This is a genomic window from Paenibacillus sp. GL_099_B (genome assembly GCF_057835695.1).
This window is the reverse complement of record NZ_CM174430.1, coordinates 228,567-249,758: the sequence shown is the minus strand read 5'-3', so window position 1 is coordinate 249,758 and position 21,192 is coordinate 228,567. Positions and strand designations below refer to the sequence as shown.

Sequence of the window (21,192 nt, the reverse complement as noted above, 5' to 3'; positions counted from 1 at the left end):
TAACTTTTCGACCCCTACCCGGTCACTCCTTTTTCTCGGATCATTTCTTATCCGGTTCCCTGATTCTAATCTGCTGAGACCAGCTTCACAGTTTGAATCTCATACGGCTTGAACGTCAGCTCAAACTTCCCTTCATGACATGCCAATGGCTTGATTTCATCCTCCAGCAGATTGACCACAGACGTCTGTATACGCGCATCAGCCCACTGAACCTGGACCGTTTCTCTTCCACCAGATGACTCATAGAAACGCAGTACCGTTCCCGTGCCGTCTTCGGAAGCCTTGATCGTATCCAGAATGACATGTTCACTATGGAAATGAACCCAGCTATGTTCTGCCGGCAATATGCCAGAGTGTCGTTTACCCGCAACAACATTGACCGGATGATTCAGTTCCATAGCCCGGCGTACCACACCCGCTTCCCTCCAATCTCCCTGATGCGGCAGCAGGGAATACGTGAATTCATGCTCACCCTGGTCAGCATGTTCATCCGGCCATTTGGGAGCACGGAGCAGGGAAAGACGGATCGTATTATCTTTGATGTCATATCCATACTTGCAATCGTTCAACAGGCTTACTCCACTGTTGCCCTCGGAGATATCCGCCCAGCGGTGACCACACACTTCAAACTGGGCCTGCTCCCAGCTGGTGTTGTTATGGGTTGGCCGCTCCAGCGCACCAAACGGAATCTCATAGACAGCTTTGGCTGATACCAGATCAACGGGAAAAGCCACTTTGAGCAACTTATGGCTCTCCGCCCAGTTCACCTTTGTCCTGAAATCAACACGTCGTTGATGACGATACAGGATAATATCCTGGTGAATCTCAGACTCGTTTAATTTCCAATGAAACCGAAAGATATCCTGCGTTACTCCACGCTGTACTACTTCTCTGGAGATCAGCTCTGCCACTCCTGCACGTTGCGATTCAAACCGCGGATCAATATCCCAAGCATCCCAATACGTTGGCCTGTCATGGAAAAACTGTAACTCATTCGCTTTATCGCCCGGCTTCAGCCACTCCCGTTGGTTGGATTTGTCATACCATCTGCTGATCTCTCCTACATCGTTAAATTCAAGCGTGTAAAAGTCCGTTTCCCAGACAGAAGGGAAGGATTCATCCTGCTTCAAAGTAAGAAGATTGACATCCGGTACATGGCGTAGCCATAACGTTGTATATCCAAAGGCCGGAATGGATGGGACATAGGCTGACAAGGTCAGCACGTCTCCATTTGCCTCAAGGTCACTCGCCAGACGATTACCCTGATGGTCGAACGCTGCCAAACTGCCAAGTTTCTCGTCACCTGTAATCGTGACGACTTCTCCCCGCTCCCAGCCTAGGCTATTAAATACAATATAGGGCAGACCCTCGAAGTTATCTGTCGCAATGCGGTCCTCAATACTGCCTAGGGTTCCTTCCATAGCCGATGTTCCCAGAGCGAATACTTTCGTATACTCCTCCATAGATGTTACGTATACTTCGGGAATCGACGTCCCCGGGATAATATCATGGAATTGATTAAGCATGATCAGCTTCCAGCCCTCATCCAGATCACTTTTCGCATGCGCTGCTTCAACTCCGGCAAACTGCCCCCAGATTTCCGCTTCCCGATACAACACCTCCGCTTTGCGATTGCTCCGTTTGTTGCGCGCATGAGTTGTATAGGTTCCACGGTGCAGTTCCAAATATAAGTCGCCATGCCATTTCGGCAGCTTAGGATTGTTGTTCGAAATCTCTTCGAAAAACGCGCCTGCTGTACTGAAATTGCTAATGGGCTGCCCAACCATGAAATGGGATCGCTCTGCGAACGCAACCATCTCGTTCGTCACCCCGCCTCCACCATCGCCATGCCCATAAAGCAGCATTTGCTCGGGGAGTACATCCTTCTGTTTGTAGGATTGCCAGTGCTCATCGACATCTTTGGGCCTTGTATGCTCATTCACTCCATGATTGAGATACGCAAGCACCGGGGTGCCGTCAATGCCAACCCAGTGGAATAGATCATACGGGAAAACGTTGGTATCATTCCAATTGAGCTTGGTCGTCATAAAATAAGGAATGTCAGCCAGCTTGAGCAGTTGTGGCAGCGAAGCACAGTAGCCAAACGTATCAGGAAGCCACTCGATGTTTGAACGCTTGCCGAACTCCTCCTGATAAAAGTTCTGCCCGTACAAGATCTGCCGCACTAGCGATTCGCCACTCGGAATGTTCAGATCCGGCTCTACCCACATGCCACCAACCAGTTCCCAGCGGCCTTCGGCAATTCGGGCTTTGATTCGTTCGTATAGCTCAGGATAGTGATCTTTTACAAATGCATAAAGCTGTGGTTGACTCTGCGAATACACGAACTCCGGATACTCATCCATTAAAGTACACATCGTGGAGAAGGTGCGGCTGGACTTGCGCACAGTCTCACGCACAGGCCACAGCCAGGCAATATCTATATGGGACTGCCCAACCAGATGCATGAATCCGTCCCGGTACTCTTCCGGGTCTTCCTCCTGTACCGACTGTGCGAGCCATTCTTCCCAATGCTGTACCCACCTCGTTTCACTCCAGCGCTCCGGCTCGCTGTACATCTTATCCATCACCTGATGAATATTCCTAATAAGACGGGTGCGCTTTAAGTCTTTCTCCGGCAATGCTCGGAGTGATTCTGCAAGTACCGTAATGCTATACATCAGACTCTGTAAAGACGAATTAACACGAACCAAAGCGGCTCGGATGCCCTGAATTGGCGGCTGGATGACCGCCTGTCGATTCAAGGGGTCATGTGGTTCCGGTATGGGATCATATAGCTCAATCTCCAGCAAAGGCGTAGTTCCCACACGGCTCTTCGGCAACGGTACATACCAATGATTGCGGTCCAGTCCGTGATAAGGCATGCCATTTACCTTCAGCAGCCCTTCACCCCCGGTCTCGAAAACCAATCCGACCGCACCTTCCTCCCAATTGGCCGGAATCGCTACGGTTTTGCTCAGAAAATAAGTCGTTCCATGGTTGCTATGGAGCGGATTCAAGCTTTGAACAGCCGCATTCCCCTGATCATACTCGTATTCCCCCGGCCGAATATACTTGGCTTTCTGCATCTGCCATTCCGGAAGTTCAATGGTATCCATCCATTGCTGCTGAGTCAGATCCTGAATGAATCTCTGAATTCGAATCATACCTCCACCCCCACCTTCTGGATGTGTAAACTACAAGCAGTCCAGTCTCTGGAGCTGCTGCCAACCATCAGTCTGAATTCACCCGGCTCCACAACAGGCTGAAGACGGGAGTCGATCAGCTCCAGATGTTCTTTTTGCACAGGGAACTTCACCGTCTGGGTCTGTCCCGGCTCCAAATGAATTTTACGGAATCCCTTCAGTAAAATTTCGGATCGGGTGACCGAAGCTGATACATCCGTAATATAAAGCTGCACAACCTCATTTCCCGCAACCGCTCCCGTATTTGTGATCTCTACCTGTACCTCTGCTTCATCGTCCGGTCTGATCACTTCCGGTACAACCCTAACATTCTCGTACTTGAATTCCGTATAACTCAGCCCAAAGCCGAAAGGATATTGTGGTGCCAAATCTGTCTCCAGATATCGCTTACCCCGAGTGCGTTTGGCATTGTAGCTGACCGGAAGCTGACCTACATGCTTGGGAATAGAGACGGTAAGACGACCAGATGGATTCACATCACCGAACAGAATATCTGCAATGGCGTTGCCTCCCTCCTGCCCCGGGTACCATGCTTCCACAATGGCATGGGCATGCTCATCAATCCAGGGTTCGGCAATCGGCCGTCCGTTAATATATACGACAATAACTGGTTTCCCCAGCTTATGTACTTCCTGCACCAGTTCCAGTTGAACACCCATCAGATTCAGAGACGATCGGTCTATACCCTCGCCGCACTCCATATCGTTCCATGGATCATCCGTAACAACGGATGCCCCCGTCCGCAGATCAATGGTCCCTTCGCCAAAATCACGGCTACTCGACCCTCCCATCACCATAACGATGGTATCTGCTTCTTCAGCACAGGCTAGCGCTTGCGCAAAGCCCTCCCTGGAATCGCCTTTGATCCGGCAGCCCGGTGCGTACAGCACCTTTCCGGTGTCTGCACCAAGCTTGCGGGTAATCCCATCCAGCACCGTAACGATCTGCCCTCTCGGCTGTGGCGAGGTGTAGTCACCAAGCTGGTTGTAGACATGGTTCGCATTCGGGCCTATGACCGCCAGTTTTGTACCTGTTTTGCTAAGCGGAAGGGTGTTTTCTTCATTTTTGAGTAAAATGATTCCCTCTTGCGCGACTTTTCTCGCCAGCTGAATATGTTCTTCACATCCGATGACCTGCTCAGCAAAGTCAGGATCAACGAAAGGTTGTTCGAATAAACCTAGTCTGAACTTCATCTCCAGCACCCGCCTTACCGCTGTATCCAGATCCTGCTCTCCGATTATTCCTTGCTCCAGCGCCTGCCCGAGATGCTTCCGGTACATGTACCCGGACATTTCCATGTCCACCCCTGCCTTAAGTGACTGAGCGACGGCCTGCTCCCCGTTCTCCGCAGTGTTATGCCCACTGACCAGCATCTGAATCGCACCAAAGTCAGTAATGACAAATCCATCAAAGCCCCATTGCTCGCGCAGGAGATCATTCAGCAGATACGAACTCGACGTACAAGGCACACCATCAATTTCGTTATACGCTGTCATGACAGAACAGGCCCCGGCTTCCACAGCTTTCTTGAACGGCAGCAGATCCACCTCGTGGAGCTCACGCAGTCCTATATGGACAGGGGCCGCATTGCGCCCACCCTCCGAACTGCCATAGGCTGCGAAATGTTTGAGTGTCGCCACAATCGTCCGGTCGGAATCGAGCCGGTCACCCTGTAAACCTTTCATCGCTTCAACCGCCAATTCACCGATCAGGTATGGATCTTCGGCAAAACATTCCTCCGTCCGTCCCCATCTCGGGTCCCGCACTACATCAAGCACAGGCGAATATGTTGCCGCTCCTCCCTGGCTCCGAGTCTCCACAGCAATCGCTTCACACATTCCACGGTACAATTCCGTGTTCCAAGCACTTCCTACTGCTAACGGCACCGGGAATACGGTTGCCCCAATGGCCATATGCCCGTGAGAACACTCTTCCCCGAACAAAATGGGAATCCCCAGCCGGGAGTTCTCTATGGCATATCGCTGAATTTCATTGGTGGCAACAGCTCCCTGCCTAGGGGTCAAGCCAGTCTCCAGCGTCACTTCCGTCCAGGGGTCAGCACGAAGTGCTCCATACAACGACCCAATCCCGCCCTGTGTGATGTCCTTTTTAAACTCATCCGTAACCTGAACCGTACCATCTGCTTCCTTAACATAAGTCTTCCACCCCATTGGCTGGATCAGCTGCCCTATTTTCTCCTCCGTGGTCATCCGCCCGAGCAGATCTTGGGTCCGTACCTGAACGGGAAGCGAAGCATCTTTATAGTCCATATGCACATTCTCCTTATGAGTTCGGCTTAGTCTGGTGCATGGGCTCACATGGCTTTTCGGTAGTCGCTAGGCGCTACGCCCACCACATTCTTGAACGCCCGATTGAAGGAATTGTAATTCGTATATCCAACTTCCTCACTGATCTCCTGAATGGCCTTATCAGTCTCCAGCATGAGCTGCTTCGCCTTCTCAATACGGTGACTAATCAGAAGATCCACGAACTTCTCACCAATTTCGTCCTTAAATAGCTTGCTTAAATATTTCGGATTGATATCAAATAGATCACTTAGATAATTCAGCGACAGCTCGGGGTTGTTGTAGTTCTGTTCAATATACTTGCGAATTTCAAGAATATGAGATCTATGTTTTCTGGAGCAATGCAGCGTCTGTATCTGTTCAGCCAACTCACGGAAGCCTTCCCAGCACAGCGCGCGCAAATCATCCAACGTCTCCCAACCTTCCAACCTAGGAAGAAGTGGTGTAAATACTGATGCCCATCGCTCCTGATATTCTCGTGGAAGTTCTGCGAACTCCCGGTTATAGTGCTGGAACAGCAATTGAACCGTATTCATAATCTCCTGGCGGGAGAGCACGGATTCATGGATCTGTTCGAACAAGCGGTCAAAATGCTTCTCCCACACAGCGTCCGACAGTCGCATCGCCTGCACCAGCAAAGAGATCGTCTTCAGGAATTCATACACATCATTCGTTGAGTTCGGTACCTCCCCACATGGAATGATCCGATTCATGCCGAGCACAGCCTTGTATTCCAAGGCATGCACCGCCTCCTTCAGCGAAGCTCTCAGACCACGGACATCCACTGCCACTCTCCCAATACCGATGGTTACGGTGAAGTTCAAATACTGCCCAACCCTGTCAAGATAACCGGAGAGCAGTCTCTGCTCGGTTTCCTCACCTTTCTCCATTTCGGGAATCCAGAGTATGGCATACAGACGCTGATCCGATATCCACTCTGCCCACACTTCGGTGCCCTCGTGCCTTGCACTCTCCTGCAGAATGCTGGATAACACAAATTTCAGGAGGGATTGATCCTGATTGTGGTACTCCTCCAAGAACCGGGAATACTGATCAATCTCCACCACAATTACAGCCCATCGATCCCCTAACTGCGGGAGCTTGAACCTGCTCATCTCCGCTGTCAGTTCATTTCCAGTAAAGTCCCGCGTGCCCTCCAGTAGCTCCTGAAAGAAATATTTTTTCTGCAAAATCAGGTTCTCTTCATGTTCCTCCTGATATTGCTTGGTTTGATCAATCATTCGCTCCAGCGTGGTCTGGATAAAACGGAACTCGTTATCCTTCGTATAGCTCATCCCCGCTTGTTTCTGGGAAGCCACCGTCTCAATCAACGTGACAATCTGCTGGATGGGCTTGTAATTTCTCCGTGTCACATAGATCACCCAGACCACACCAATAAGGACAACGGCAACGGCAAAAACAAACCAGATATTATAAAATTTCAGGGCGAATTTGACGATTTTGCCATTGTTCAGTCCCGTCTGTACCTTCCAGCCACTGTAGCTGGATGTAAACTCGGAGAACACTTCACCTGAGTCTGTTTTGGGAGAAACTGCTGTAATTCCATCCTGCATTCCTCCGTCCCACAGATTGCCGCCCGAACGATTGAAGATATTCACGAAGGTGAATTCAGGGTCATACATCTGCATGATGGATTTCTGCAAGGTCGGCAGATCGACGTTAACAACCACGAGACCCGTACCGTTTCCCACACCGCGAATGAGTGTAATGACCTGTTTTCCTTCCTCTGTCGGGAATGCCTTAAAGGATCTCGCCCCCACCCACTTTTGCGTTGCCGCAGCACGACTGTCTTTAATAAACGCTGCATCCGGGAATTCCTCAATCGGCACTGCCTTGCCGTTGCTGAATACCGTATCGTCGTTGTATCTCACCAGATATATGGAATCAATCAGCGGATACTCTATTTTTAATTCATCAATAACCTGGACTGCTTGGATTCCGGCATACACATCCTCGCTTCCGGTTACCGAATAATAATTTTTCAGGTTGGGATTGGTCAAAATATCACGCAGCACCTTGAAGTCGATGGAGCGCAGTGAATTGTCCAAATATTGCGTTACCTGTGACGCCAGAAATTCATTGGCCTTGAGTGCTTCTCTCCGGTTCTGTTCATTGAATACCTGAAAGAAAATGATAAACAGGATTGTGGTCACGATAAAAAAAACAGGCAAATACGATAGCAGCAAACGTCTAAACCAACTGTTGTTCATCTCCGAGGCCCCCCACTGTTTATACGCATGACGACAACCACGCCAATCTGGTCGCTAATTTTCCATAAATATTCAGTAAATTATATCGGATGAAGTGGGGTTGTCAAAAGGAGAAGACCATCCCGATTCCTGTGTTGACATCGGGACAGCCTCATTCATGAATCCATCAACCTTTATTGATTCTTCTCAATCGCACGCTGGTAAATCTCAAGGTAATTGCTGAGTCCCAGACCATCAAAACCTTTTACGTACGCGTCCCATTCCTTATCGATGCTCTTGCTGCCGATAATGAATTGAGCCATATTGGTCATCACGTAATCCTTGACGGCCGTCGTGAGCTGCGCAGCGGTTTCTGTATCTTCAGGACGGATAAATACGTTCGCAGGATAGACTTCTTTTGGCGCATAAGGTTCATATACATTGGTTGCTTGCGCCAGACGTGTACCATAACCCTCCGCTTCAAGTGGATTCTGACCTTCTGCAAACAGATTGCGGAACGTATTGGACAAGTCATGTGCTCCGATCTGTGACCAACTCTCGTTGACTACAACATTCGGGTCACGCTCAGGCAGGTTATAGTAGCTGTATTTGGCAGGCTCGCCATTAATGTTTTTCTCATCGGCATCCGCCTTCTTCCAGCCTTTACCTTCGGTCGGTCCGTACTCTGCATACAGGGCACCTTCTTCACTGAACATGTAATCTACAATTTTGATGGCGGCAATCTGTTGTGCTTCGGTCGCTTTATTGGTGATAGCAAACTCAAACTCACCTACGCTTTGCGTAGCGCCTGTCGTCTGAACGCCATCCGGTCCTTTCAGCGGAGGCACGATATCCCAGTGCTGGTGGCGGGTGATATCTTTGTCATACGTGTTCACGAGGTAGCTGACCAGCGCTGTCGTTATAGAGCCGACCACCTCATCACCTTCCTTGTTACCCAACTGCCCGATTGCCTGATCGTTCTGTGTGAAGGAAGCCGGATCAATCAGGCCTTCTGCATACAGCTTGTGCATGTACTCCAGCCCTTTTTTCCACTCTTCCTTATTCGCTGCAAAATCAACCTTGCCATCATTCACGATTAGATATTTATCGTTGTCATTATAGATAAAGCTGTTCATCAAATAGGCATCGATGTTGCCGTTCCACACATACTTGTTGGGTGCACCTGTGAGTGGAATCTCATCAGCTTTACCGTTGCCATTCGGGTCTTGTTCCTTGAACGCCTTCAGAACCGTGTAGAGTTCATCGGTCGTGGTAGGCATTTTGAGACCCAGATTGTCCAGCCACTCGGTGTTAATCCAGTATTTCTGAGCATACGTACAGTGGTAACATTCATTGAAAATCGGCAGTGCGTAGATGTTGCCATCCGGCGCAGTCACCGCTTCTTTGAAGTACGGCTTCTCCTCCATCATCTTGGACAGATTCGGACCGTACTGCTTGATCAGATCCTGCAACGGCAGGAACACGCCCTGTTTTCCATACGTCTGAAGGTCTGAGGTGGTGAACTTGCCATGGAGGAACACTTCAGGATAATCCCCACTCGCCAGCAGCAACTGTCTGCGGTCTTGAAGGGCGTCCGTCGGGGCCAGATCCCATTTCAGGGCAACATCGAACTTGTCTTCGATAAATTTGGTGAACTCATTTTCTTCCATGGACGCTTTACCTTGTGGGGCAAAGAAGGTCATCGTTACCGGGCCACCGCTCTCCCCGCTACCTGTACCCGCATCCTCGGATGAACCACATGCGGACAACAAAGCCATCGAAGCAAAGACCAGAAACAACATCGAAATCCAAGATTTTTTCAATCTGACTCCTCCTTTTTGTTGAAAACGGCATAACATTCTGGTTACGTACTCGTGTTAAACCTTATCCCGGAAGCCGGAGTGTTCCCCCACCTCCTTTCAAGTGGCGTAACGGGCGCATATTACAAAGATCATCCTTTGAGCGAGCCAACCATAACCCCTTTAACAAAATGCTTCTGCACAAACGGGTACATGATGAGAATAGGAATGCTGGCAACTACGATCAGTGCGTATTTCAGGACCTGCTCGAACCCCTGATCTCTTAGCTGCTGGCTCGTATTGGCCAACATTGCTGGGTCTGCGGCGTTTAGAATTAGCAGATTGCGCAGCACATATTGGAGTGGGAACAACTTCTCGGAACGAAGATAGATCAGGGCATCAAAGTACGCATTCCAGTGCCCCACCGCATACATCAGGGTCATGACCGCCAGAATCGGCTTCGATAATGGAAGAACCACACTGATCAAATACCGGATATCCCGACATCCGTCCATTTCCGCCGCCTCCCCCAGCTCTTCCGGGATGGAAGACTGGAAGAAGGTTCTCGCTACAATAACATGGAACACTGCGAGCGCCCCTGGCAGCCACATCGCCCAGCGTGTATCCAGTAGATGAAGGTCTTTCATCAAGAGATAGGTTGGAATCAGACCGCCATCAAAGAACATCGTGATCATCATGAAAATAATGATGGCTCCCCGTCCGTAGAACGACTTGCGCGATAACGGATACGCGAGCATAACCGTAAGCGCCACATTGATAAATGTGCCTACAACGGTATAGATGATCGTGTTGTAGAAACCGAGCATGAGCTGCTGGCTTTTGAAAATGGAGATATAGGCCTTGATGTTAAAGTCTACCGGGAACAGCCACACCTGACCGGATGTAACGGCACGCGAGGAGCTGAACGAAGAACTGATGATATACAAAAGCGGGTAAAACACCGTTAGAAGTATGGCGAACAGAAAGATATAGTTGAATGTCATGAAGATACGGTCACCGAGCGGGTCCTTGATCCGGTTACGATTAATCAGGTTGAACATGGATGAGCTCCTCCTTTACCACAAGCTGTTCTGGGATACTTTGCGGGAAATGCCGTTGACGATAACCAGCAGGATCAGGTTGATAACGGAGTTGAACAATCCTACCGCCGAGGAGAAGCTGAAGTTGGCCCCGATCAGACCCACCTTGTACACATACGTGGAGATGACTTCCGAAGCGCTCGTGTTAAGCGGATTCTGCATTAGATATATTTTTTCAAAGCCCACGCCCATAATGCTGCCCAAGCTCAGAATCAGCATGATGACGGTAACCGGCACGAGCGTTGGCAGATCGATATGCCAAATTTTCCGAAGCCTTGAAGCGCCGTCCATCTTCGCTGCCTCATAGAGGGATGGATCAACGCCAGCGAGAGCCGCGATATAAATGATTGATGAATAGCCCATGCCCTGCCATACACCCGACCACACATAGATGGATTTGAAGTATTCGGGAATGCCCATAAAGTTGGTCATCGGGAAACCCAAGAAGGTAAATAGCTTGTCTACAACACCCACATGCGGTGACAGCATCAGAATGATAATGGATACCATGACGACTGTGGAGATAAAATGCGGAGCATACGTGACCATTTGGACGGTCTTTTTAAAGTAACCTGTTCGGATTTCATTCAGCGCGAGCGCCAGCAGGATCGGTATGGGGAATCCGGCGAGTAACGAGTAGAAACTGATACCAATCGTATTTTTGATCAGCAGCCAGAAGTTCGGGGATTCGAAAAAGGCTTCAAAGTGTTTCAGTCCAACCCATGGGCTGCCCCAGATTCCTTTGACGACACTGAAGTCTTTGAAGGCAATCTGTACACCTACCATTGGAATGTACTTGAAGATCAACAGATACAATACGGGAGGAAGCACCAGCAGATAGAGCTCCCAATGCTTCTTGAGGCTTCTGATAAATGGATGCTGTCGCTTGGGTTCTGTGTAATTCCTTCCTTGCTGGAGCTCCACCGGTGCAGGTATGCTTTCCGTAGCTCGACTCATTCGCGTCACTCCTTCTACACCTCAAGTGTAATAATACATTACATTTACATCCCTTAAACATCCTTTTCTTTGACTCGTTTTTCTATATTAGCGTCATATGTGTAAAGAATAGTGTCAGGTAACGCTTTCTTAAATCGATAGTACCTTGAGCGGTGTTCTTTTATCAATTTTCAATTTTCTCCCACCTCTCCTTATTCCCAAAACCCTTGCCGGACAAGGGAAAATCGTCCTTGAGCACAGGTATATCGCATAAATGACCAACCCAAAAAATCCCGTAGGACTGTAAAAGTCCCCCGGGATTTGAAGTGTAGCTTTATTGGTTTGTGAACAATCTGAACGTCAGCGTGATAGGTGCTACTTCCGTAACTGCCTCTTGCGGCAACTCTACAACAAGTCCATCTTCCGTCCGTTGGAATGACAGCACATCATCTGTGCCGACGAGTTCAATTCTCTCCACATTTTCCACATATGGAATGACTACCTGTGATTCTACTGCCTCGTTCTCGTTTTTGTACAGACGGAAGGCATACGATACATTGAGATCTTCCTTACGTGTAAAAGCCCACTCTCCTGTGAAGTATGGTCCGCAAATCCGTGTGCCATAGATGCCCTCCCCGTGAGTACCGATCCATTCTCCGAGGGCTTTAATGCTTCGGACTGCCCCTTTTGGAAGACGCCCGTCCGGTTGTGGTCCCACATTCAGTGCCAAATTACCACCCTTGGACACTACCTCAAGCAGAATATGCGCCAGTTGTCTTGCTGACTTATACTGATCATCATATCCAAACGCAAAAGAATTGCCCACCGTGATACAGCTCTCCCAAGGAATATTCATTGGATGCTCAGGGATGGTTTGTTCCGGAGTTACGATATTCTCATACGGTCCGCCTACTGTGCGATCTGCTGCGAGGAGCCACGGCTGAGTTGTCTGACGTGCCCGCTCCACCACTTCGCCCAATCGGATATCCTGACCGTGACGGCCTTCACGTACCCAGCCTGCATCCAGCCACAGACATTCGATTCGTCCATAGTTGGTCAGCAGTTCCATAATTTGCTCATGCGTGAACTCCACGAATTTCTCCCACAGCCATGGATACGCTTTCGGATCATAGGATGGTCCACGCCACATATGGCTTCCCCGCTCCATGCCAGGTGTCCAGTAATATGGCGTATGCCAGTCCGCTTTGGAGAAGTAAGCCGAGATGCCGAGCCCCTTGGCACGAAAAGCGTCAAAAAGCGCCCGGCAAATGTCCGCATACTTATGGGTATGAAAAGGAGTATCCTTGCCCGTGATGCGATAATCGGTTGTATGTGTATCCCACATGCAGAAACCATCATGATGTTTGGTGGTGAACAGGAAATATTTGAACCCGTTATCAGCGGCCAGCTGTGCCCACTCTTCAGGCTGAAAGCGAATCGGATTGAAGGTTTTGTTGAGATCAAAGTATTCTTGCTTGAAATGCTCCATGTCGTCAGTCCAGTCGATATCATTGCGCGACCAATCGCCATCTTCGTCACTTAGCGCCCAGGACTCCACGAGTCCAAGTTGGGAATAGGGCCCCCAATGCATCATCAGCCCCAGCTTCTGATCCCTGAACCACTCCAGGCGTTCATTCAGCAAAGGATCTTCAGGCTTCACCCATTCCTCTTCTTTGCTAAAGTTATGCACCCCGGCTTCGACAACCTGCTCTTCCTGTTCCAGCACCGTATCTTTGGTTTCGCTCATCCCGTTCATCTCCTTTGGATCAAATGTCACACGTTGAAAAGGTAGCTTTACACAGGTCACTGCGCGGTCAAAACAATCTTCCGATCGCTGTTATCCCCGGATTTTCTTTAATTTCACTTTATAATGGTGGTAATCCGGGGATAAAGGCGAGCGCTCCGCTTCTCCAGATTTGTTTTGCCCTCTCCGTTATCGTGTAAATGTTTCGTTCAACTAAGAAAGACATATTAAGCCCAGTCATTTCGATTGCAGTGCGTTCTTCAGATTGGTTCTAACTCCGTTTTGGCGAAATGTTTGGTTCAACAAGTATAGACTTGTTAGACCTCACTACTTCGAGTGGCGTTGCCATTTTCGGATCGCAACACTATATCTACAGTGAAATTTCGCGTCCTTCTCGTGCGGACTCGTAGATGGCACAAAGGATTTTCATAATTTCAACGCCATCCTCAACGGGGCTTAGCGTCTCTTTGCGTCCTTGGGTACTGTCGATAAAATGATTGACTTCATTACGGAAAGAACCTGCGAAATCAAGGGATTTGAAATCCACCTGTGGCGTCATGTTCAAAATGGTATCGAATTTCTCACCAATCAGTGAAATTTCCGGTTCCAGTTCTGCTCCACCTTTATCGCCATAGAGTCTGACCGAAGTTTCATCCTGCTTCGCGTGCAGTGTGAAACTTACATCCACCAGCAGGCTTGCCCCGTTCTCGAAACGAATCAACGCGTTGGCCATATCCTCCACGGTGTTTTTGTTCGCATCATAGTCCGCGGCCTGGTAGAACGACAGATTACGGATATTGGCACGGTTACCCAATCGATTGGAGACATTCGCGGAGACGGTTTTCACCTTCGGTTTGCCCATCAGGTACCAGGAAATATCAATAATGTGCACGCCGATATCGATCAATGGACCTCCACCAGAGCGCTCCACATCTGCAAACCATCCGCCCGGATTGCCCAAACGCCGCAGACAGGATGCCTTGGCATAATAGATCTCTCCGAGCTCGCCTTCATCAATGAACTTCTTCAGGATCTGCGCATTGTCGCTATAACGGCGTACAAAGCCAACTTGAAGCAGCTTTCCACTGCGGTGAACAGCCTTCTCCACTTCCAACGCATCTTCTACCGTCTGACAGAGCGGCTTCTCGCAAAGTACGTTTTTACCCGCATCCAGAGCAGCAATGCTGATCTCGGCATGTGTATCATTCCAGGTACAGATGCTGACCGAATGGATTTCAGGTAGTGCCAGGAGCTCCTTATAATCGGTGAATACATGAGTAGCATTATATTTTTTTGCCGCTTCCTGGGCTCGAGCTTCGTTCAGGTCGCATATGGCGTATATTTCAACTTCGGGATTACTGTCATACGCTTGTAAATGAAAATCGGAAATTGATCCTGCACCGATAACTGCAATTTTAAGTTTGCACATGGAATTTCCCCTCCATAATCTGTTGAATGATGGTCATATCAGATGATTCAAAACATATGATAATCGGCTTAACGTAACTACGGTGAATGTTTGGACTTTCGGCCGCTGTTGTCTACAGATTTCTTGTATCAACTGCTCTTAGCAGTTGAAATCCGCAGACAAAGGCGGGCGCTACCGCTCCTACAGTTCCAAACTTCACCTCTGTTACTTCAGCCTTACATATAAAAATTGATTCCACTTATATAGTAGTGCAGTAGCTGCTTATGCTTCCTCCCAGAAGCGGCGGACGTTATCCATCGCGATTCGGGATGCTGTTTTGCAATTTTCCATACCTTCAAACTCTACAGAGATATATCCGTCGTAACCGGACTGCTTCAACACACGGAATACTTCCGGCATGTCGATATCCCCGTGACCCACAATCGCTCCGCGCAGGTAATTGCCGTGTGCGCTCTGGAACCAGCCCTCTCCAGGATTGCGATAGGAAGGTCTCCGATAGAAATCTTTGGCGTGCACCATGGATGCATAAGGAATATTGTTTTTCACAGCGCTAACCGGGTCTTCATCCACACAAAGGAAATTGCCGATATCCAGCGTTGTCCTGAAGTTTTCACGTGCCGTCTCATGCACCAACCGCCGGACACGCTCACTGGACTGCACATAGTAACCATGATTCTCCACACTTGTGGTAATGCCGTGACTCGCTGCGTAATCGGCAATTCGCTGACAGGCCTTCACCAGAACAGGCAGGTCCGCCTCAAACTGGGCCACAGTACCTTCCTGTGCAGGACGAAACGCAACATCATGGCGCATTCTCGTAACGCCAAGTGCGGCAGCGACATCCACATGCTTCATGACAGTAGCAATCTCATTTTCAAGTGCATCCGGACCTTCTTCTGAAACGAAGTTGGCACCTATTGCGTAATTGGAAATATCAATTCCCACGTCTTGCGCAGCCTCTCGAATCTGATCAATTAATTCCGGTTGGTCGATCAGGCTGTACCCGATCGGAACAATCTCCACATGTTCTCCGCCCTGCTCGGCGATGTAACGGATGGCGTCGGGTACAGTCAGTTCCTTGGCATCCAGTGCCTGTTGCAGACTGTATGTGCTGAGTCCTACTTTCATATCCTCTCATCCTCTCCTGCTGGTGTGTAGCTCTACCTTACGTATACCTTTTTCCATAAGATCATACAATTACCAATAATCGTTTGCTACTCTATTTTCCATGGGATGAATCCAAAATCGGCTTATCTACAAATGTTACGGCTCAATCGCCAGCTTCATGCACATCTTGTTTGCTCAGATATACACCCAACCAGGACAACGTTGGATACCATCTGGATTCATGAATGGTCAGACGAATGGTTTTGGCGGTAAAAGGTTCGAAACTACAGATTCGTTTGTGACCAACAATCGTGCCGCGATACAGCTCATGCCAATCCCCACTCTCTCCCTTTGCCTCCAGCGTAAAGCGTTCAATTCGTTGACCTGAACGGATATGCTCCATGAGAACGACTCGGTCGAACCGCTTTTCCTCCGGCAGCTCCACCTCCAGCCAAGCCAGTTCAGTTCTTTCAGATGGGCACCAGAACGTATCCGATTCCTCAAGCAATACCTGGGTAGCCACATGTTCATCACCCATGGTATCCGATGCGTGAATTCTCGCCCCAAAAGCCAGACTTTGCCGATAAGTACTGCGCAAAAAGTCCCCGAGCTGCTGCAGCCGCTCAACATCCTGTTCGTGAATAAGGCCGCGTCGATCTGGTGGAAGGTTCAGTAGATAATTGGCGTTGCCCCCAACCGCTCCATCATAGATGCCAAGCAGTTCCTCCAGCGATTTGACTTGATCGTCCTCGCTTGCATGATAGAACCAACCCGGACGGATGGATGTGTTCACTTCTGCGGGATACCAGATGAGCTTGCCTTCATGCTGCCGGATTAACTCCCGACTCCCCAAATCTGCATCCTGCGTATTAATTCTACTGGCAAACTCGCCATCATCCACCTGCTGCGATTGCTCCTGGATCTTCTCATTATCTTGCAAGTAGGCAGGTACGACGCTCCATTCCGAAGTCCGGGTATGACCTGCCTCATTGCCGCACCAGCGAACATCCGGTCCACATACCGAGATTACAGCCTCTGGCTGCAACTCCCGGATCAGCGCATAATAGGAATCCCAATCGTAGACCTGCCTTTTCCCATTCGGCCCCTCTCCGCATGCTCCGTCGAACCACACGCAGAAAAGTTCACCATATTGGGTTAACAGCTCACGCAGCTGATTTTTGAAAAATTCGTTGTATCGCTCTGAATCTCCGTAGGATGCTTCATGACGGTCCCAAGGAGACAGATAGATACCGAACTTCAACCCGCCTTCACGGCAGGCATCGGCGACCTCTTTCACCAGATCACCCGTACCATTTCGCCAAGGGCTGGCGGCTACCGTATGTTTCGTGTACTGGCTTGGCCACAAACAAAACCCGTCGTGATGCTTGCATGTGAGAATTAATCCGGTCATACCGGCAGATTTGCACGCCTGAACCCATTGCCGGGCACTCAGATGAGAAGGGTTAAAGATATCGGGATCTTCATTCCCCGTTCCCCACTCCTGATCTGTGAACGTATTCATGGTAAAATGAATAAATGCATAGAACTCCATCTCCTGCCATTTCAGCTGACGTTCTGATGGCACGACCTGTGCTGCTGCCTTCACCCAATCGGTTGTATTCACTGGATTCTTCTCCTCTCATGCCGGTTCTCTGTCCGCTTTCCGCCAAATGCCACAAAGGACCGACAGAGCACAGCATCTCCAGCGGTCCTTAATTATGTTCATCTGTCGTTGAAAGTCAGCTTCCTGAATGCAGTTCGATCCCTATTCCACAAATACTCTACCAATCTCAGCGGAGCGATCCACGACCCCTCCTGCCGTCCCCACATCCTGCTCACCACATCAATTGCCTTTTCATGCTTGCCTGCAAACCATGCCGCCATAACCTTCATGAATGGGTCTCCTTTCGGAAAATGATGGGTTAGTCATTGGAGTGGGTAAAATCGTTATTTTCGTTATCATAAAAATGTTATTGTTTTATTCATAAACAGTCTAAGACGTTATGAATAAAACGTCAATACACAAAAAAAAGACACCCCTAAGGGTGCCTCTCTCTTGATCGATATCGAATATTATATGTTCATTTTCGCTTTGCCTTTGTCATTCGATTAAACATTATCAGTGCAGCAATCAACATGGCAACAATTGCGATATTACTTGCTGCATCATGCGACATACCGAACAGAACGCCCAGATTGGTAACCAGGCCTCTGACAATCAGCGCAACCGCAATCAGCAGAATGGGGCTCCAAAAATTATACCTTCTCATCCTTCGCAACACTCCTGACCAGATTGTTCAGAAATTCCGGATCTCATAACACAATCATAACAGTCGTCATGTTCAGTTACAACAGATCAGACGATCCTGCGTTACGCTTGTTTGAATTCGATCCAGTCGATCTGCAGACCTGGTTTGGTGAAGTCCAGCTTCAATTCGTACAAGCCTGCTTCCAACTCCACTTTAACAAGTTTCTGTCTGATCCATTTACCTTCAGTACCATTGGTTTGAATGGTCGTCATCAATTGATCATTGAGAATCACATTACATGCACTTTGAGCCAGTTCCGGCTCAGGAGACATGATCTGTACAATAATCCGATATTGACCTGCTTCATCCACTTTCATGTAGACAGGTTCGCCCACAACGGGTTTGACCTGTGCATTATCAGCCAGCACTTGTGCCTGCTCTGAGGAAAGTGAAGCATTCGCTTGGAATGAAGCGACATTCTCTACAATCTCATGTTTTCTGGAGAAGACAGGTGCATTCATGATGAACTCACAAATATTCATGGCCGAACGCTGAAGCTCGCCACGTGTCAACGTCCCATTTTCCAGAGATTCGATCGTGTTGTCATCCCAGCCGTTGATTTCTGCACCATAGTTAGGTACAACCATGTACAGGTCGTTTTGAGCGCGAACCATCCAGTTGGTGTTTTTCCGATCTGCTGGTCCACCTTCAACGCCATCGTTCATAATAGCCCACCAGTCGGTCATCACGATACCTTGGAAGCCCCACTCTCCACGAAGAATGGTCGTGTTCAGATCGTAGTTCGAAGCCGCCCAATGTCCATTAATCGGATTGTAGGAGGTCATGATCGAGTTCGCACCGCCTTCTTTCACGGCAATCTCGAACCCTTTCAGATAGATCTCACGTAATGCACGTTCGGATACTACGGCATCCACTTTACTGCGATGTTTCTCCTGATTGTTGCAGGCGAAATGTTTCAGCGTAGCATTAGAGCCACCCTTCATGATCCCCTTCGTACAAGCAGCAGCAAATACGCCAGAAATCAGCGGATCTTCTGAGAAATACTCAAAGTTACGTCCGTTCATCGGACTCCGGCGAATATTCAATCCAGGCCCGAGCAGTGCATCCACCTGATTTCTCAGCAATTCCTGGCCTTCCATCACATACAGCTCTTCGACGAGTTCTGCATTCCATGTTGCTGCCAGCAAAGTTCCAATAGAAACTTGTGTAGCCTTCTCCCCGCTATCCATACGAATACCGGATGGGCCATCAGCAGTACATGCAACAGGGATTCCGTAATTGAACAGACTGTCACTCACGCCGCCAAATGCGGAAGCTGTACCCGATGTAACGAGTGGGCTGCTCATACCTTCGCCTCTTACGATGGCTGCCAGATCCTGATCACTCAATTGGGCGATAAACGCTTCTAGGCTGACTTTGCCATCCTTCACATCTCTCAGCTTGTAGCCCTGATTGCCGGTTTGCTCCAGCGTTTGCGGCAAGCTTTGTTCAATTCGTTCAGCCATGGATACTTGGCGTGTCGGTACATCTGCAAAGATCAGCTCGTAAGATCCATCATTTTTGCGCGCTCCCGGCTTCATTCTCGTAAAGCCTTCAGTCGGTGCCATTGCTTCTTGGAGCTGTTCCACGAGTTGAATCGTTTCTACGACGTACCCATCTTGGCCATCAATGCTGACATGCTCCACATTTTTGACACTGGTTCCCACGTACAAACGATATGTTCCTGCCTCAAGTACATAAGCTGATGCATGTCCTGTTACGCCAGCATCATCATAGGAAGCCATGGAATCCACAGGGAAGCTCACGGTCAGGCGCTGAGACTCACCCGGCTGAAGCAGATTCGTTTTGCCGAATGCCACCAGAGCTTTTGCAGGTTTCCCTAATTGACCTTGTGGGGCTTCAAAATAGATCTGCACTACTTCCTTACCGGCATAGGTTGTGCCCGTATTGGTTACGGTTACATTCACCTTAATGCTGTTTTCTCCGTCTTGGGAGATCAATTTTGCGTCTTCAGCTTTGGTTGTGAATGTGGTATAGGACAAGCCGTATCCAAATTCAAATTGTACTTTTTCGGGTCGAAACGTTTCGAAATAACGATAGCCTACGTAGATATCTTCTTGATAAAGGTTCTTAAACTCATTCCCGTAATTGCTTGTGGAAGGATAATCTTCAATGGAATACGCAATCGTATCGGTTAATTTACCACTTGGTGTAACATCTCCGGCCAGTACATCGGCGATCGCATTACCACCCTCCATACCGCCATGCCACGAGTAAATGACACTTTGGATCGGATGAACATAACTTTCATCATTCAACCAGCTCATGTCCATGATGTTCGAAACATTCAGTACGACGATCGTTTGTTCAAAATAATTTGTGACCTGCTTCAGCATCGCTTTCTCATCTTCCGTCAACCGGTAGCTGCCTGGTGCATCCACATTATCCTGATCTTCGCCTGCTGTTCGTCCAATCACCACGATTGCTTTGCTGGATTTACTTCTGGCTTGGGATACCACTTCGTCCGTTAAAGGCATTTCTTTCTGGTTCCAAGGCTCTGCCGCCCATACTTTTCCACCGTCATCAAACGGGTTTTCCTCAATCCATTTTTCATAGACAGCTGCCAATTCTTCATTGACCGTAAGTCCTTTTTTGCTACGAAGACCATCCAGCAAATTGGTTGTATACGCCACATGAACGCTGCCGCCTGAGCCTGTACCACTGCGATAATAGTTGACTTGAATCCGTCCAAACACTGAAACGTTTTCGTCTTTTTGAATTGGAAGCGCTTGTCCTTCGTTCTTCAAAAGCACTGCGCCTTCAGCGGCAACCGTGCGGCTAAACTCTGCAAACCCTTCCAATGGAACTCCGATTTGATGTGTGCTCAATGATTTCCCTCCTGATTGTCATCTCCATCTCCACGAAATCACTATGTATATTCGTTAATCTGGTAGATTCACTTGTATCTAGTCTCATATTAACAGATTCTATAGTAGAAAATAAATCAGGTTAAACGTTTTTTCATATAGTGGACATGATTTTACAATTATCTAACTTAAAAAGCCACGAACGTCATTCGTCCGTG

General features: G+C 48.8%; 13 protein-coding genes. All 13 read right to left on the bottom strand.

What is annotated here, in order from left to right; translation table 11 throughout:
- Window positions 1-65: 65 nt before the first annotated feature.
- The 13 genes from AC3ITG_RS01130 to AC3ITG_RS01070 all read right to left on the bottom strand — a co-directional run bounded on the left by AC3ITG_RS01130 (window position 66) and on the right by AC3ITG_RS01070 (window position 20,995).
- Complete coding sequence (locus tag AC3ITG_RS01130; RefSeq protein ID WP_489252554.1) at window positions 66-3,167, bottom strand: alpha-mannosidase; 3,102 nt, start codon at window positions 3,165-3,167, stop codon at window positions 66-68.
- Window positions 3,164-5,476 (bottom strand): glycoside hydrolase family 3 N-terminal domain-containing protein, encoded by a 2,313-nt coding sequence (locus AC3ITG_RS01125; protein WP_489252553.1) that lies wholly within the window; start codon window positions 5,474-5,476, stop codon window positions 3,164-3,166. Before AC3ITG_RS01125 ends, AC3ITG_RS01130 begins: the two co-directional genes overlap by 4 nt.
- Before the next feature lie 44 nt (window positions 5,477-5,520).
- Window positions 5,521-7,743 carry a helix-turn-helix domain-containing protein gene (locus AC3ITG_RS01120; RefSeq protein WP_489252552.1) on the bottom strand — a complete coding sequence of 741 codons (2,223 nt, stop codon included), beginning with the start codon at window positions 7,741-7,743 and terminating at the stop codon, window positions 5,521-5,523.
- Window positions 7,744-7,916: 173 nt separating this feature from the next.
- Window positions 7,917-9,545, bottom strand: coding sequence for a type 2 periplasmic-binding domain-containing protein (locus AC3ITG_RS01115; protein WP_489252551.1), 1,629 nt, complete (start codon window positions 9,543-9,545; stop codon window positions 7,917-7,919).
- A gap of 128 nt (window positions 9,546-9,673) precedes the next feature.
- Window positions 9,674-10,582 (bottom strand): carbohydrate ABC transporter permease, encoded by a 909-nt coding sequence (locus AC3ITG_RS01110; protein WP_489252550.1) that lies wholly within the window; start codon window positions 10,580-10,582, stop codon window positions 9,674-9,676.
- A gap of 15 nt (window positions 10,583-10,597) precedes the next feature.
- On the bottom strand, window positions 10,598-11,578 hold the full coding sequence (locus AC3ITG_RS01105) for an ABC transporter permease (protein WP_489252549.1): 981 nt from the start codon (window positions 11,576-11,578) through the stop codon (window positions 10,598-10,600).
- Between the two features lie 313 nt (window positions 11,579-11,891).
- Window positions 11,892-13,304, bottom strand: a complete 1,413-nt coding sequence (locus AC3ITG_RS01100) for an alpha-L-fucosidase (protein ID WP_489252548.1) — start codon at window positions 13,302-13,304, stop codon at window positions 11,892-11,894.
- 367 nt (window positions 13,305-13,671) lie between these two features.
- The gene (locus AC3ITG_RS01095; RefSeq protein ID WP_489252547.1) at window positions 13,672-14,730 is read right to left on the bottom strand and encodes a Gfo/Idh/MocA family protein; all 1,059 of its coding nucleotides are present in this window, start codon (window positions 14,728-14,730) and stop codon (window positions 13,672-13,674) included.
- A 261-nt stretch (window positions 14,731-14,991) separates the two neighbouring features.
- Entirely contained in the window at window positions 14,992-15,858 is an 867-nt protein-coding gene (locus tag AC3ITG_RS01090) for a sugar phosphate isomerase/epimerase family protein (protein ID WP_489252546.1), read from the bottom strand.
- Window positions 15,859-16,000: 142 nt separating this feature from the next.
- Window positions 16,001-17,389, bottom strand: a complete 1,389-nt coding sequence (locus tag AC3ITG_RS01085) for an alpha-L-fucosidase (RefSeq protein WP_489254390.1) — start codon at window positions 17,387-17,389, stop codon at window positions 16,001-16,003.
- A 170-nt stretch (window positions 17,390-17,559) separates the two neighbouring features.
- Window positions 17,560-17,730, bottom strand: coding sequence for a hypothetical protein (locus tag AC3ITG_RS01080; protein ID WP_489252545.1), 171 nt, complete (start codon window positions 17,728-17,730; stop codon window positions 17,560-17,562).
- Between the two features lie 188 nt (window positions 17,731-17,918).
- Window positions 17,919-18,107 carry a hypothetical protein gene (locus AC3ITG_RS01075; RefSeq protein ID WP_024629467.1) on the bottom strand — a complete coding sequence of 63 codons (189 nt, stop codon included), beginning with the start codon at window positions 18,105-18,107 and terminating at the stop codon, window positions 17,919-17,921.
- Window positions 18,108-18,208: 101 nt separating this feature from the next.
- Complete coding sequence (locus AC3ITG_RS01070) at window positions 18,209-20,995, bottom strand: glycoside hydrolase family 3 C-terminal domain-containing protein (RefSeq protein ID WP_489252544.1); 2,787 nt, start codon at window positions 20,993-20,995, stop codon at window positions 18,209-18,211.
- Window positions 20,996-21,192: the final 197 nt, after the last annotated feature.